The organism is Nonomuraea sp. NPDC005650, from assembly GCF_040605375.1.
Lineage (GTDB): Bacteria > Actinomycetota > Actinomycetes > Streptosporangiales > Streptosporangiaceae > Nonomuraea.
The window spans coordinates 256,963-270,461 of sequence record NZ_JBEXCR010000017.1 but is presented as its reverse complement, the minus strand read 5'-3'; the positions used below and the strand labels follow the sequence as shown (position 1 = coordinate 270,461).

Sequence of the window (13,499 nt, the reverse complement as noted above, 5' to 3'; positions counted from 1 at the left end):
GTCAGCACCACCAGCCCGGCCACCCCGGCCGCCGCGCAGTCACGCGCCACATCCAGCACCCGCCGGGCGGGCACCGCCACCACCGCCAGATCCACACCGTCGGGCACCTTCGCGTGGCAGGCCAGCCCGGCGATCTCGCTCGCGTTCGGGTTGACGGGGTAGATCGGCCCGCAGAAGCCGCCGTCGATGAGGTTGCGCAGCACCTTGTGCCCGACTGCGTGCTCGTCACGGCTCGCGCCGATCACCGCCACCGAACGCGGCGCCAGCACCCGCGCCAACGAGGCCCGCCCGGCCTCGTGGTCGCGGGCCTCGATGGCCGCCATCAGCCTGGGGGTGGGCTCGGCGGCGATGCTGACGTGCAACGTGCCCCCGTCGCAGCACTGCTCCACCTTCAGACCCAGGTCGCGCAGCACCTGGATCATCGGCCGGTTCTCGGCCAGCACGTCGGCCACCAGCTCGCGCACGCCGTGCTCGGCGGCGTCCACGGCGAGATGCTCCAGCAGCAGCGTGCCCAGGCCATGCCCGTGCACGGCGTCGTCCAGAAGAATGCCCAGGTCGGCGCGGCCGTTCTCCATGGGGATGTATTCGGCGACCGCGACCAGCCGGCCGCGCAGGCCGGCCACCAGCGCGCGGCCGCCGTACTCGTCGCCGGTGATGCGGTCGATGTAGGCGTGCGCGGTGTTGCGGCCACCGGTGAAGAACCGCAGGTACGCCGAGCGTTCGGACGAGCGGTCGATCAGCTTGTGCAGGGCTTGGCGGTCGGTGGGGCGGAGCGGGCGCACATGAGCGATGTCGCCATCGCGCAGCAAGACGTCGTAACCCTCGGACACGCCGGATCTCCCGTTCCTTACGTGTCACGTACGGCGTGGGCATGACGTACCTCTCACCAACGAGGCTCCTCGGCAGGCGGGCGGCCCAGGAGTGCCGGATGTCCTTGGGCCCGAGGCCGAAAGTCCTTGCTCGGCGCGCAGGATCGACAGCGCGCCTATGGTGAGTGGTTCGGTGCCGAGCCGCTCCTGGAGCGTGGGCGGATAGTGCCATTGGTCCCACTGTCGGGGGACGTTCGCCGCTGCACAGCGATGCGCTGAGGCGGCCACGATGAGCGCGTCCGTTCTCAAGGAGGGGAAGGCAGCATGATGGGTGGGCGGAGGCTCATGGAGTCGTCGGCGCTCGACGCCGAGCTGGTGGCCTTGAAGCAGCGCGTCTCTGACCTGGAAGAGCAGGTCTGTTCCCTGACCGCGGCGAACCTGGCGCTCGTACGGGCAGTGGAGAAACTTCTCCGGACCTCGATCGGCCAGGTACCCAGCGTCTGAGCCCGTGCGCCGGCCACGGGCGACTCGGCCCGCACCACTCTGAGGCCGAGGCGGCGCGGCTACCCACCGGCCGTGCCCCGCCTGCTGCGAGCCGGTTTGAGCTCGTTGAGGGCCTCGCGAAGGTAGCCGGAGAATGCCCCTGCGTCGGGCACCAGCTTTCGGCATGCGGTGATCCCGACGTCGAGGCGGCCGTTGTAGGAGAAGGCTGTGATGTTCAGGCCGCCGCTCATATCGGTGACCCCGGACACCGGGTAGTGCGACAGCAGCCTGACCCCGGCGATCCGCAACGGGAACTGTGGCCCGGGGACGTTGGAGACGATCACGTTGATGGGTGGCGCGGTCCGGCCCACCAGCTCAAGCGCGGCGCGGTCGGCCAGGCCGTTCAGGGCGGCGGGCAGACTCGCGCTCAGGTCCCGCAGCAAGCGCGCCGGCGTCAGGATGAACCGTTCCTTGATCTGCCGCATCGCCTCGCTCACGGCTTCGAGCCGCTGACGGGCGTCCGCCACTTGCGTGGGCAGCTGCGTGATCATGATGCTGACCTGGTTGCCCTCGTCCGTGCCCACCTGTCTTCGCACGGAGAACGGCACACCCGCGACAAGAGGGACCTCCGGCAACGCCTCGTGCTCCGTCAGCCAGCGCCGCAACGCGGAGGCCGCCAGCGCCATCACGACGTCGTTCACCGTGACGCCGAAGGCGTTCTTCACGCGTTTGACGTCCGTCAACGGCAGCTCGACGAAGGCATAGCGGCGACGGGACGAGACCGGACCGCTCAACGGGGTATGCGGAGCCGCGAAATCCGGCAGCTCGGGCAGGGACTCGCGGCGCATCAGCCGCGACAGGCCTCTCGCGCCGGGCAGCCGTGAGAAGAAGGGGAGCTGGTCCAGCACCGGCAGTGCCTCTCCCGCGAACCGAAGCAGGTGCGCCGGATTGGCGGCGAGGTGCCAGGCGCTCCTGGCCAGCATGCGCCACAGCCCTGGAGCGGTCTCCGGCTCGCCCGCGACCGTCCCGGGGGTGGGGTCCATGAGTGCGGCCAGCACCTCGGCCCCGGTCAGCCCGTCGACGGCGGCGTGGTGGACCTTGGTGTAAAGGGCGCACCCGCCGCCGGCCAGGCCGTGGATCACGTACATCTCCCACAGCGGACGGGTTCGGTCCAGCCGTCGCTCGTGCAGCCGGGCCACCCGCGCGGCCAACTGCTTGTCGCTGCCAGGAGGCGTGAGCGTGAGCTCCCGGACGTGCTGGTCCAGGTCGACCTCGTCGCTGTCGGCCCAGTACGGATGGTCGAGACCGAAAGGCACGCGGACCAGCCGTTGCCGTAGCTGCGGCACCCCTGACATCCGCTCGGCCAGCCTGTCCAGGACCATCTCCATCGGCAGGTCCTTGCCCAGCACGCTGAGTCCGCCGACGTTGGCCACGTTGGTGGCGGTCTCGAAGTTGAGGAACTGCGCGTCCAGCGCGCTGAGCTGCCGCATGCTTCCACCTCAAGCCAGTTCGCCGTACGGATGGCGACTGCCGGGTCCGTTCGCTGCCGCACCACGGCCACGGCCCAGGTCACCGCGTCCGAGCCGTCGGCAGCCGTGACAATCCCCTTCTCCCATCGCACCCCCGCGCGCACGTACCGCACAAGGGCCATAGGTCCCTCGCGGACAGGCCCAACGACCTGATCGAACAAGCCGTCCAGTAGGTGTGCCGGTCAGGGCCGAAAGTCCCCGCCACCAGTGGTCGTCGGACCTCACCTGCGCCGCCACAGGGGGATCGGCGAAGGTGAAGGACTTTCGCCTCTAACGCGGAACCGGCACCAGCGGCGATGTTGAGGGGATGCAGCTCGACTCGTCCGGACTCCAGGTGCTCTCCCGCGAGGAGTGTCTCGGCCTGCTGTCCACCACTCCGATCGGTCGGATCGTGTTCACCGATCACGCTCTGCCGGCCGTGCAGCCGGTCAACTTCCACCTCGACGGCCATTCCATCGTGATCCGGACCTCCACCGGGTCCAAGCTGGCCGCCGCCACCCGCCGTGCCGTGGTGGCCTTCGAGGCCGACGAGTTCGATCCAGGGCTGCGTACCGGCTGGTCTGTCACCGCGGTGGGGCACGCGCGGGCCGTGACCGACCCGGACGAGATGGACCGGCTGGCGGCGTTACCTCTGCCCACCTGGGCGCCGGGCAGCCGGGACCACTACATCGTGATCGATGCCGAGCAGGTGTCCGGCCGCCGGATCCCCGCCTGATCCAGGAGGTCCACGTTTGAAGGCCAGGACCCGCTGCGGCGCGCCCCTACATTCCCGAGGGAACGATGAGGAGATCGTCCTTCTCGAAGGCCACCGCGAACCTGACATCGACGACGCCCTCCACCACGCGGATCCGCTCTGTCAGCGCGATGGCCTCGGACTTTCGCTCGACCACGCCGCTGATGGTCACCACGCCCTGTTCGATCTTGATGGTGAACCTCTCGGGATGGGGCAGCACGGCTCTGATGTCCCTCTCCAGCGCCTCGGGCGGGCGGGTGAAGACTCGCAGCACGTCACGCTGGTGCAGGGTGCCGATGATCCTGCCGGTGACCGCGTCGATCACGGGCAGTTGCTTGATGCGCTTGGCGTGCATCAACTGGGCCGCCTCGCGAACAGAGGTGCCCGGCGTGACGGTGATCGCCGGCGTGGTCATCAGCTGGGCCGCCTTCACCCCCGCCGCCTTCTCGTGCTCTCGCTTCCGCTTGCGGGGTTCGAAGATCGACACGCTGTGACCTGCCGTGTCGGCCTCCTTGAGCAGCAGGTCGTCCTCGGAGACCACGCCTACCGGCCGCCGGTCGGCGTCGATCACGGTCACCGCGCCCACCGCGAACCGCTGCATGGCGTCCACGATCTCGGAGAACGACGCGTCCTCCCGGACGGCGATGGCCACCCGCCCCATGACGTTCTTGACTTCGATCGGCATGACGGTCCTCCTCGTTTTCGCTTCTGACGTTCCGCCACCGGCGGCCGGTCCTCCAGTGGCGAAGGTCTCCGATGCCCGGGCCCAAGGTCCTGGCGTTCAGGCCCGTACGACGGCCACCGGGCAGTGGGCGTGGTGCAGGACGCCCCGGCTGACCGACCCGAGCAGCATCGAACCCAGGGCTCCTCGCCCATGCGAACCCACCACAAGGAGGTCCGCGCGTTCGGAGGCGTCGGTGAGCGCGTTGACGGGATGCGCGGACTGGACGTCCTCCAGGACCTTCACCTCCGGGTAGTCCTCGCTGAAGATCGCCACCCGATCGCGGACGACCTGGTGCTGCGCCGTACGGACCTCGTCCATGTCGTAGCCGCTGATCTCCGGGGCGAAGGCGTGCACCGGCAACTGCCAGGCATGCACCACCCGCAGCGCGCCGCCGCGGAGCTTCGCCTGTTCGAAGGCGTAGGCGAGCGCGGGCTCGCATTCCGCCGAGTCGTCGACCCCGGCCACGACCTCGCCGTGCACCGGCCGGTGTCCCTCGGGCACCACCACGACGGGGCAACGCACATGGCCTGCCACGTTCATGCTGACGGAGCCGAGCAGCGCACCGGCGAACCCGCCCAGCCCGCGGCTGCCGACCACGATCTCGGCGGCGCCCTCGGCCTGCTGGCGCAGGACCGCGGTGGGGGAACCCTCCACGTCCTGGCTCGTGACCTCGACCGTGGGCTGTCGCTCGTGGACGAGCGCCTCGGCCTCGGAGAGGATCCGGCGTCCCTCATGCTGCAGCACGTCCGGCAGGGCGGCGTTGGGGTACCTGCCGATCTGGTACGGCAAGAGGTCCACCGCGTGCACGATCCGCAGCGGCATCCGCATGCGGAACGCGTCGTCGGCCGCCCACTCGACCGCGGCCCGCGAGGTCACGGAGCCGTCCACGCCTACGATGATCATGATGTGCCTCCTTCGTCACACCCATGGGACCGCGCTCGTCGGCATCCGCAGCAGGGCCGGAGGTCGGTCACCCAAGGACCGAAGGACCCTGTCGGCCGGCGTGGCCGATGGCTAGCTTCATGACCTGACCAGGGAGGGCACGCTCATGACAGGCAACGGCGACTTCGGACGTCGCATCAGCTACCAGCGCGACCAGCTCGGCCTCAGCGTCGAGCAGGTCGCCGACCGGGCGGACATGTCCGCCGGATACATCCAGTACCTGGAGAGCCATCTGGACCTGCCCGACAGGGGTACGGTGACCCGCCTGGCCGCGGCCCTCGAGACCACGGTCCAGGATCTGCTGGGCGGTGGGCGTGACCGCCCGCCCGGCCCCGGCCCCGCCGCGGCCGACCCGACCTTGGAGGTCCTCGAGCCCGAGGAGTGCCTGCGGCTGCTCGCCCCCGGCGGCATCGGCCGGGTGGCGTTCAACGGGCCGGACGGGCCCACGGTGCTGCCCGTGAACTTCAAGCTCCACGACGGCGCCATCGTTTTCCGCACCACTCACGGCGGCCCCATGGACCAGGACCTGCGCACCGGCGTGGCAGGGGTGGAAATCAAGATCGGCTTCCAGGTCGACCGGATCGACGAAGCCCAGCGGGAGGGCTGGAGCGTCCTCATCCAGGGCCCCGCCCACCACGTGCCCGAGGACGAGGCGGAGAAGGTCGCTCAGGCCGGTGTCACTCCATGGGCAGGCGGCGAGCGTCGGCTCCACATCCGCATCGTCCCGCACCGGATCACCGGCCGCCGCATCCACGGCCTCTGAGGGCTCTCGGCGGTTCCCAGGGCAGTCTGGCCGCGTCGATCACAGGGGAGCCGAGCCGGACCGTGGGAACGTCGGCAAGCAGATGAGCTATCGGTGCTCGGGGTTGTCGAAGTCGAAGCGGCATCCCGCGTCCCATTCGGATCGCTGGTTGCCGTGGGCCGGGATGCCGCTGGCGTCCTTGAGCATGCGTGCCAGGTGCAGCAGGTTCCAGGTCATGAACGTGGTGTTGCGGTTGGTGAAGTCGTTCTCCGGCCCGCCCGAGCCCGGGTCGAGGTAGGAGGGGCCGGGCCCGGCCTCGCCGATCCAGCCGGCGTCGGCCTGGGGCGGGATGGTGTAGCCAAGGTGCTGGAGGCTGTAGAGCACGTTCATGGCGCAGTGCTTGATGCCGTCCTCGTTGCCGGTGATCAGGCAGCCGCCCGCGCGTCCGTAATAGGCGTACTGGCCGGCCCGGTTGAGCAGGCTGGAGCAGGCGTACAACCGCTCGATGACCTTCTTGGTCACCGAGCTGTTGTCGCCGAGCCAGATCGGCCCGGCGATGACCAGGATGTCGGCGGCCAGCACCCGCTGGTAGAGGGCGGGCCACTCGTCGCTCTCCCAGCCGTGCTCGGTCATGTCCGGCCACACGCCGGTGGCGATGTCGTGGTCGATCGCCCGCAGCTGCTCGACGTGTACGCCCTGCCTGTCCATGATGTGCGCGCTGCGATCGATCAGGCCCTGGGTGTGGCTGCGCTCGGGACTCCTCTTGAGCGTGCAGTTGATGAACAGCGCCCGCAGATCGTCGTAGCGGGCAGGTGCTCCGTCGACTGTCATCGTGACGGCTCCCTTCGATGCGTTCCAGGTGCCTCCATAGGCAAGCTTCGGGCCATCACCTGCGCTTCGGCCAGCAGGCTCGCCGCGTCGTCTAGCTCAGCCGGGCCATCCAGCGGCCGTGGGCCGTCCAGCAGTCCACGGACGGGAAGCCGCCGGTGCGGGCCACGCGCCGGATGTCGCTCACCGACACGGTCGCCCAGCCGAACCAGTCCCCGATGAGCGGGCCGCGGCGCAGCCGTACCCGGTCGACGCGGCTTCTGGTCTCGGGCGGTGCGAGCTCCACCAGGACCTCGCCGCCAGGCCGGACCAGCTGCCTGACTCGGCGGAGCAAGAGCTCGGGGTTGCCGCCGATGCCGATGTTGCCGTCGGCGAGCAGCGCCGTCGCCCACCGGCCGCTGCCCGGGACCTCGTCGAAGACGTCGCGGAGCAGGGCGAAGCCGCCGGCCCTGCGGGTGTGGGCGACGGCGCGAGGCGTGATGTCGATGCCGAGCGCCCGCACGCCGCGGCGGGTCAGCGCGACGGTGAGCCGGCCTGGGCCAGAGCCGATGTCGAGGGTCGGGCTGGCGCACCTGCTCAGGAACGCCTCGTCGCCGTCGACCGGCTCGAACCAGCGCGCGGTCTCCAGCGCGGCGCGGGTGCCGTCGACGTACTCGATCTCGGCGGCCGCTCCGGCGAGCGCGTCGGAGTAGATCTCCCCGATCATCCGACCAGCTCCCGCAGCGTGGTGGCGAAGTGGGAGCCGGGCGCCTGCGCGGCCACCGCGAGGGCGTCCGCCGCGGTGTCGACGTCGGTCAGCTCGGGCAGCAGCTGGACGGACAGCCCGGCCCGGTCCAGCCGGTCGAGCTGGAGCTTGCCCGTCTCCGGGTGCGACATCGGCACCCCCAGCAGCAGCGAGGCGTCCGGCTGCCGCAGGCCGAGCAGCCAGAAGCCGCCGTCCGCGGCCGGGCCGAACACGGCGTCGTGACCCGCCAGGGCCTCCGCCGCCGCGCCGAGCAGCGCGGGCGTCACCTGCGGGGTGTCCATGCCGATCAGTACGACGGGCTCGGGCCGCAGGCGGTAGGCGTCCGAGAACGCCGCCGCCAGCCGCTCGTCCAGGCCCGCCCCGCGCTGCGGGATCACCGCGAATCCCGGGGGCAGCCAGCTGCCCGGCAGCCCGTCCAGGGCGAGCACCCGCTGGGTGGCGGGCGCCGCGGAGACGGCGAGCAGGCTGTCGCGGAGCGCGGCCTCGGCGAGGGCGGCGGCCTGCTCCGGGCCGAACGGCGGGGTCAGCCGGGTCTTGACCCTCCCGGCCACCGGCTCCTTGGCGATGATCATGATCTGGGCCATGTGGTCGACAGTAGGGCGACGCACTGTGCTCAATCCTTACGACCTGCTGACGACTCCCGATGTCGCCGAGTCCGCGAGGGCAGCCGTCCGGCCGCTTCGTGGGATCGGCGGACGGCCCAGCCGATCAGCACCGCCAGCGTGGCCGCGGCGTAACAGGCCATCGCCGGGCTGGGGTGCGCCGCAGGACCGGCGACGTAGGCGACCGCGCCGGCCAGGGCCACGCCCAGCCATTCCCATCGGCCGTCCATGGCGGCCAGCGCGACGACCAGGAGCGCGTACCAGGAGTATCCCGGGGTGAACAGCAGCAGGAGGGAGCCGCTGACCACCAGCGCCCCGTGCCAGGGCCGTTCCGGGTCGCCGTGGCGCAGGACGTGCAGGACGACCAGGGCGAGCACCAGGATCGCGGCGTACGGAGCCCACGAGTCGGGCATCACCAGCCGAAGCACCGCATAGCGGTTCCCGTCGGCGGGCGATTCGTACCGCTCCTCCCGGAGGTAACCCAGCAGGTAGCCCGCCACCGGAGCACGCGAGGCCAGCACGTACGGCAGGTACGCCAGACCCACGGCGAGTGCGGCGGGCACGCAGAGCCCGAGGACGCGCCGCCACGCCACCCCGTTCGCCAACGTCCCCGACAGCGCGCCGAACAGCGCGGTGACGGGCAGCAGCTTGGCCGCCACGGCCGCGCCCAGCAGCGCGCCGCGAGCGCGTACGGTGCCGAAGGCCAGCACCACCAGCAGCACGGCCAGCATGTCCACGTGCGCGTTGTTCACGGCCTCGACGGGCACGGCCGGACACCACGCCCAGTACGCGGCCGCCCGGACACCGGCCTGGCGGCGCAGGGCGAGCAGCACCAGGACGGCCATCAGCCAGCCGCCGAGCTGGAGGACCTTGTGCCGGGCGCCGTCCGGCGAGAGCCAGTGGACCAGGAGGAAGTAGCCCTGCGCGACCGGCGGGTAGATCGTGGGCACCGTGGGCCGGTTGATCCGGGTGCAGCCGCCGCCGGGCAGGGGCCACAACTCGGGGGCCGCGCACCGGGAGGGGAACAGCCACTCGTCGCGCAGCGGGGCGAGCGCGGGATCGGCCGGCGGGTGGTCGTATGGCGAGATGCCCGCCGCCTGCACGCGGCCGTCCCAGGCGTACCGGTAGGAGTCGGTGCTGCTGCTCGGCGGCGCAGCCAGCCCGAGCGCGGCCAGCACGACGCCGCCCGCCACGACCAGGCCGGTCAGCCGCCTCTCCGGGAGAGACCGGGCCAGCCACAGCGCGGCGGCGAACAGCGCCCACGCCAGGAGGTACCAGCCCAGGCCGGGCGGCCCGGACACCATCTTGACCACGACGGCGGCCAGCGCCAGCAGCGCCCCGCCTGCGAACACCATCTGACGACTCACACCGGGCAGCGTCGCACCCGGAGACCGGTCCGGGGCCGCGGCGGCGCCGGCCGTACGCACTCCGTAAGAACCTCGGCCGGCGAGTTCTTACGGAGTGCGAACGTGGGATTCAGCGCGATCCCGTGGCTCGTTGGCGTCGGCCGGGTGAGAGTGCTGGCCACCATCTCGCCCTACATCACCCACGTCATCCGCCGGTTCGGCAACTGGATCCTCAGCCCGACCCCACCGAAGGGCTGCGGATGACCCAGCAGGTCTACGCCAAGCGGCTCAAGACGTGGTCCGACTGGGAGGAGCTGTCAGCGGTTGCTCGCTGACTGCTTGGCCTCCTATCCGTTCGGCCCGGACGCTCCTCGGCGTCCGGGCCGCGGTCAGCCACAGGCCGGTGAACACGGCGCAGGCCAGCGTCACGGCACCCGCCGCGAGGAAGGCGCTGTTGAGGCCGGACTCGAAGGAGGCGCCGCCGGACTCCCGCGTGTGAACGATCGCCCCGAGCACCGCCACGCCGAGCACCGCGCCGATCTGCCGGGTGGTGCTGCTGACGCCCGAGGCGAGGCCGCCCTCCTGCGGGCTGACCGCCTGGATGGCGGCCCCGGTCAGCGGCGACATGGTGAGAGCGAACCCGATGCCGACGACCGCCAGCCGCCACCACACGTTCCCGTAGCCGGTGTCGGCGTGGACGAGGCCCAGCGCCAGCAGCCCCAGCCCGGCCAGCGCCAGGCCGAGGCTGACGACGACACGGAAGCCGTGCCTGGCCGCGAACCGGCCCGCGTACGGGCTGACGATCACCATGGCCAGCGAGACGGGCAGGGTCCGCAGCCCGGCGACCAGGATCGAAGTGCCCTGGACGGAGACGAAGAACTGGGAGAAGAAGAACGACGACCCCATCAGCGCGAACCCGACCACGACCATCGCCGTGTTGGACACCGTGAACAGCCGCTGACGAAACAGCCGCAGCGGCAGCATCGGCGTCGACACACGACCTTCGACCACGACGAACGCGGCGAGGAGCACCAGTCCGGCGGCGAAGCTGCCCAGGATCACCGGCGAGGTCCAGCCTTGGGAACCGCCCTCGATCAGGCCGTAGGTCACAGCGCCCACGCCCGCGACGGACAGGACCGTGCCGGGGACGTCGATCGGCGGCGCGCTCGGGTTGCGGGACTCCCTCAGCACGCGCAGCCCGGCCAGCAGCAGGACCGTCCCGATGGGCACGTTGACCAGGAAGATGGCGGGCCAGCCGAAGGACTCCACCAGGATCCCGCCCGCCAGCGGTCCGGCGGCCAGGCCGATGCCGCTGAACCCGGCCCACAACCCGATCGCTCTGACGCGCTCCCCCGGGGCGGGATACGCGGCGGCGAGCAGCGCCAGTGAGGCGGGGCTCAGCGCCGCGGCCCCGATGCCCTGCAGCACCCGCCCGGCGATCAGCCAGCCGATCGAGGGCGCGAGCGAACACACCACGGACGCGGCCGTGAACACCACCACCCCGGCCAGAAATACCCGCCTGCGGCCGAACCGGTCGGCGAAGACACCGCCCGACAGCAGCAGCATGGCAACCAGCAGCACGTAGGCGTCGACGATCCACTGCAGGCCGGTCAGCCCGGTGTGGAGCCGCTGCTGCATGTCGGGCAGAGCGGCGCCGACGATCGTGTTGTCGAGCAGCACCATGAACTGACCTGCGCACGTCAGGGTGAGCAACGCTTTCACGTACGTCCCTCCTAAAAGCAGTTTGTGACTGCGTTAACGTAGACCCTCATAGGCTCTAACGCAAGTCTCGACTGCGTTAAGGTGGGGGTATGGATGAGCAGGGGCGGGCCAGGCGGCCTGGCGGGCGCAGCGCCCGGGTCCGCGCGGCAGTGCACCAGGCCGTTACCGAGCTGGTCAGGGAGCGCGGCTACGGAAACTTCACAGTCGGCGACATCGCGGCCCGCGCGGGCGTGGCCGACACCAGCCTCTATCGCCGGTGGGGCAACCTCCAAGCCCTGCTCAGCGATGTGCTGCTGACCCGGCTCAACGCGCAGTCGCCGATGCCTGACACCGGCAGCCTGGCCGGCGACCTGCGGACCCACGCCGCCAACGTGGCCCGCGAGGTCACCGGACCCGACGGCCTGGCGCTGGTGCGGCTGACCCTCGCGCTGTCAGGCGAGGGTCAGCAGGGCCTTCAGGCGCGCGACGAGCTCCTGGCCGACCGCACCAGGCAGTTGCAGGCCATGCTCGACCGCGCCCGCGGCCGCGGCGAGGACCCGCCTGACGTACTGGAGGTGCTGGACCATCTCCTGGCGCCGATCTACATGCGCGTCCTGTTCGGCGCGGGGCCGCTCACCCCTGACTACCTCGACGGGTTGGTCGACCGGTTGCTCGCCTGATCCGGTCCGTCGCGCTGTGGAACAGCCGCAACCTGTCGACCGCCGTCGACGAGCTACGCCCCCGTCACTACTTGTTCGGGAACGGGATGCCGAGTTGGTTGCGGGATGACGTTCGTTATCCGGCAAGAAAGCGATCAACAACGTAGCGCGAGCTGGGCACGGGCTCGCGCGCTGGTTGCTGATCACTTTGGTGCTCTTCGCCGTCTCTGGGCTGCTGTACGCGGTGTGATGCCGTGCGCTGAGAAGGGGCCGCGGGCGACGAAACCCGTGATGACCGCCAGCGCCGCGACACCGTAGGCGGCCGCCCCCGGGCTCAGGTAAGAGATCGCACCGGCCAGCGGGATGCCCAGCCATTCCCAGCGGCCGTCGAGAGCGACGAGTGCGACGACCAGCAGGGCGTACCAGGAGTATCCCGGCGTGAAGACGAGGAAGGCCGTGCCGGTCACCACCAGGGCTCCACGCCACGGCCGGTGGGCATCGCCCCGGCGCAGCACGAGCAGGGCCGTGGCCGCGAGAACGGCGAGGGCGGCAGGCAGGGCCCACGAGCCGGGCAGGATCAGGCGCAGCACCGCGTAGCGGCGGTCGCCGCCGGTGTCGCTGTAGCCCTCCTCGTTCAGGTAGCCGAAGAAGTAGCCGAGGACGGATTCGCGGGACGCCAGCACGTACGGCAGATAGGCGAGCGCCACGACGAGCAGGGCAGGCCCGAGGACCTTCGAAGCATCCAGCGCCCGCCGCCACCCGGAAGGCCCGCCTCTGGACAGCAGCCCGGAGAGCATCCCGGGCGCGACCGCGGCGGGCAGGAGTTTGACGGCGGTGGCCGCGCCGAGCAGCAGGCCGCCGCGGACCTTGTGCCCGCTCACGGTGATCAGGGCGATGACGGTGAGCAGGACGCCGAGCGCGTCGACATGGGCGTTGTTCACCGCCTCGATCGGAACGGCGGGACACCACGCCCACCAGGCCGCCCGCGCGGGAGCCGTGGGACGGAGGGCGGTCAGGAGGGCGAGGGACGTCCCCAAGGCCAGCAGCGCTCCGCCGATCTGGAACGGCTTGTGCCGTGACCCCGCGGGGGAGAGCCGGTGCACGGCCAGGAAGTACGCCTCCGCCAGCGGCGGGTAGATCGTGCGGACGGCGGGGCGGTTGATCCGCGTGCACGATCGGGCGCCGTCGCGGAACGGTATCGGGTAGCGGTCCGGGCCGTCGCAGCCGGCGCCCTCCGGGAAGAGCCAGCGGTCGCGCAGCGGTGCGAGCGCGGGGTCGGCCGGGGCGTGGTCATAGGGCGAGACGCCCGCCGCCTGCACGCGGCCGTCCCAGGCGTACCGATAGGAGTCGGTGCTGGTGGTCGGCGGCGCGAGGAGCCCCGTGGCGGTCACCGCGATGCCTCCGGCGACCACCAGGAACGCCGCCTCACGCCCTGGCACCTTGTGCAGGGCCCACGCCGCCGCGGCGAAGAGCGCCCACGCGAGCGCGTACCGCCAGAGCAGGCCGGCGCGATCGGCGTGGAATGATCCCGCGCCGATCGTCAGTGCGAGCACGCAGATCAGGGCGAGGAGGAGCACAGCCACGCAGGCGAGACGGCAGCTGATGAGGTTGCGCATCTTCCCTCGCCGTGCTGGAACCGATCCTCGATACGAGTGG

Annotated in this window: 15 protein-coding genes; 5 read left to right on the top strand and 10 right to left on the bottom strand. The window is 71.2% G+C overall.

The features are described 5' to 3' along the window. Nucleotides 1-830, bottom strand: an 830-nt coding sequence (locus tag ABZS69_RS29380) for a GNAT family N-acetyltransferase (protein WP_355378208.1), incomplete at its 3' end; no start/stop codon positions are given. Between the two features lie 303 nt (nt 831-1,133). Here ABZS69_RS29380 and ABZS69_RS29375 point away from each other — a divergent pair. Next, nucleotides 1,134-1,313 (top strand): hypothetical protein, encoded by a 180-nt coding sequence (locus tag ABZS69_RS29375; protein ID WP_355378206.1) that lies wholly within the window; start codon nt 1,134-1,136, stop codon nt 1,311-1,313. Between the two features lie 59 nt (nt 1,314-1,372). Here ABZS69_RS29375 and ABZS69_RS29370 read toward each other — a convergent pair whose 3' ends face one another. Further along, nucleotides 1,373-2,782: a wax ester/triacylglycerol synthase family O-acyltransferase gene (locus ABZS69_RS29370; RefSeq protein WP_355378204.1), complete on the bottom strand. Its 1,410-nt coding sequence runs from the start codon at nt 2,780-2,782 to the stop codon at nt 1,373-1,375. Between the two features lie 346 nt (nt 2,783-3,128). Here ABZS69_RS29370 and ABZS69_RS29365 point away from each other — a divergent pair, with 346 nt between their 5' ends. Continuing rightward, complete coding sequence (locus tag ABZS69_RS29365; RefSeq protein WP_355378202.1) at nt 3,129-3,536, top strand: pyridoxamine 5'-phosphate oxidase family protein; 408 nt, start codon at nt 3,129-3,131, stop codon at nt 3,534-3,536. A gap of 46 nt (nt 3,537-3,582) precedes the next feature. Here the strand turns inward: ABZS69_RS29365 and ABZS69_RS29360 are convergent, their stop codons facing one another. Together ABZS69_RS29360 and ABZS69_RS29355 are read right to left on the bottom strand one after the other, a co-directional pair. Continuing rightward, a complete protein-coding gene (locus tag ABZS69_RS29360; protein ID WP_355378199.1) occupies nt 3,583-4,239 on the bottom strand; it encodes a CBS domain-containing protein in 657 nt (218 codons plus the stop codon). Between the two features lie 96 nt (nt 4,240-4,335). Beyond that, the gene (locus tag ABZS69_RS29355; RefSeq protein WP_355378197.1) at nt 4,336-5,181 is read right to left on the bottom strand and encodes a universal stress protein; all 846 of its coding nucleotides are present in this window, start codon (nt 5,179-5,181) and stop codon (nt 4,336-4,338) included. A gap of 145 nt (nt 5,182-5,326) precedes the next feature. Here ABZS69_RS29355 and ABZS69_RS29350 point away from each other — a divergent pair, with 145 nt between their 5' ends. Next, the gene (locus tag ABZS69_RS29350; RefSeq protein ID WP_355378195.1) at nt 5,327-5,983 is read left to right on the top strand and encodes a pyridoxamine 5'-phosphate oxidase family protein; all 657 of its coding nucleotides are present in this window, start codon (nt 5,327-5,329) and stop codon (nt 5,981-5,983) included. Between the two features lie 87 nt (nt 5,984-6,070). Here ABZS69_RS29350 and ABZS69_RS29345 read toward each other — a convergent pair whose 3' ends face one another. The 4 genes from ABZS69_RS29345 to ABZS69_RS29330 form a co-directional block, all read right to left on the bottom strand. Further along, on the bottom strand, nt 6,071-6,793 hold the full coding sequence (locus tag ABZS69_RS29345) for a flavodoxin family protein (RefSeq protein ID WP_355378193.1): 723 nt from the start codon (nt 6,791-6,793) through the stop codon (nt 6,071-6,073). Between the two features lie 91 nt (nt 6,794-6,884). Continuing rightward, complete coding sequence (locus ABZS69_RS29340) at nt 6,885-7,496, bottom strand: methyltransferase domain-containing protein (protein WP_355378192.1); 612 nt, start codon at nt 7,494-7,496, stop codon at nt 6,885-6,887. Continuing rightward, a complete protein-coding gene (locus ABZS69_RS29335) occupies nt 7,493-8,119 on the bottom strand; it encodes a TIGR04282 family arsenosugar biosynthesis glycosyltransferase (protein WP_355378190.1) in 627 nt (208 codons plus the stop codon). Before ABZS69_RS29335 ends, ABZS69_RS29340 begins: the two co-directional genes overlap by 4 nt. 29 nt (nt 8,120-8,148) lie before the next feature. Next, on the bottom strand, nt 8,149-9,504 hold the full coding sequence (locus tag ABZS69_RS29330; protein ID WP_355378188.1) for a glycosyltransferase 87 family protein: 1,356 nt from the start codon (nt 9,502-9,504) through the stop codon (nt 8,149-8,151). 102 nt (nt 9,505-9,606) lie between these two features. Here ABZS69_RS29330 and ABZS69_RS29325 point away from each other — a divergent pair, with 102 nt between their 5' ends. After that, a complete protein-coding gene (locus ABZS69_RS29325; RefSeq protein WP_355378187.1) occupies nt 9,607-9,747 on the top strand; it encodes a hypothetical protein in 141 nt (46 codons plus the stop codon). 24 nt (nt 9,748-9,771) lie between these two features. Here the strand turns inward: ABZS69_RS29325 and ABZS69_RS29320 are convergent, their stop codons facing one another. Beyond that, on the bottom strand, nt 9,772-11,205 hold the full coding sequence (locus ABZS69_RS29320; RefSeq protein ID WP_355378185.1) for an MFS transporter: 1,434 nt from the start codon (nt 11,203-11,205) through the stop codon (nt 9,772-9,774). A gap of 89 nt (nt 11,206-11,294) precedes the next feature. On the opposite strand from ABZS69_RS29320, the gene ABZS69_RS29315 reads away from it, so the two are divergent. Continuing rightward, a complete protein-coding gene (locus ABZS69_RS29315) occupies nt 11,295-11,864 on the top strand; it encodes a TetR/AcrR family transcriptional regulator (protein ID WP_355378183.1) in 570 nt (189 codons plus the stop codon). A gap of 182 nt (nt 11,865-12,046) precedes the next feature. Here ABZS69_RS29315 and ABZS69_RS29310 read toward each other — a convergent pair whose 3' ends face one another. Next, nucleotides 12,047-13,426: a glycosyltransferase 87 family protein gene (locus ABZS69_RS29310; RefSeq protein ID WP_355378181.1), complete on the bottom strand. Its 1,380-nt coding sequence runs from the start codon at nt 13,424-13,426 to the stop codon at nt 12,047-12,049. Nucleotides 13,427-13,499 lie beyond the last annotated feature (73 nt).

Coding starts and splice junctions, on each gene's coding strand:
- ABZS69_RS29375 (WP_355378206.1), top strand. CDS start 1,134: ATGATGGGTGGGCGGAGGCTCATGGAGTCGTCGGCGCTCGACGCCGAG.
- ABZS69_RS29370 (WP_355378204.1), bottom strand. CDS start 2,782: ATGCGGCAGCTCAGCGCGCTGGACGCGCAGTTCCTCAACTTCGAGACC.
- ABZS69_RS29365 (WP_355378202.1), top strand. CDS start 3,129: ATGCAGCTCGACTCGTCCGGACTCCAGGTGCTCTCCCGCGAGGAGTGT.
- ABZS69_RS29360 (WP_355378199.1), bottom strand. CDS start 4,239: ATGCCGATCGAAGTCAAGAACGTCATGGGGCGGGTGGCCATCGCCGTC.
- ABZS69_RS29355 (WP_355378197.1), bottom strand. CDS start 5,181: ATGATCATCGTAGGCGTGGACGGCTCCGTGACCTCGCGGGCCGCGGTC.
- ABZS69_RS29350 (WP_355378195.1), top strand. CDS start 5,327: ATGACAGGCAACGGCGACTTCGGACGTCGCATCAGCTACCAGCGCGAC.
- ABZS69_RS29345 (WP_355378193.1), bottom strand. CDS start 6,793: ATGACAGTCGACGGAGCACCTGCCCGCTACGACGATCTGCGGGCGCTG.
- ABZS69_RS29340 (WP_355378192.1), bottom strand. CDS start 7,496: ATGATCGGGGAGATCTACTCCGACGCGCTCGCCGGAGCGGCCGCCGAG.
- ABZS69_RS29335 (WP_355378190.1), bottom strand. CDS start 8,119: ATGGCCCAGATCATGATCATCGCCAAGGAGCCGGTGGCCGGGAGGGTC.
- ABZS69_RS29315 (WP_355378183.1), top strand. CDS start 11,295: ATGGATGAGCAGGGGCGGGCCAGGCGGCCTGGCGGGCGCAGCGCCCGG.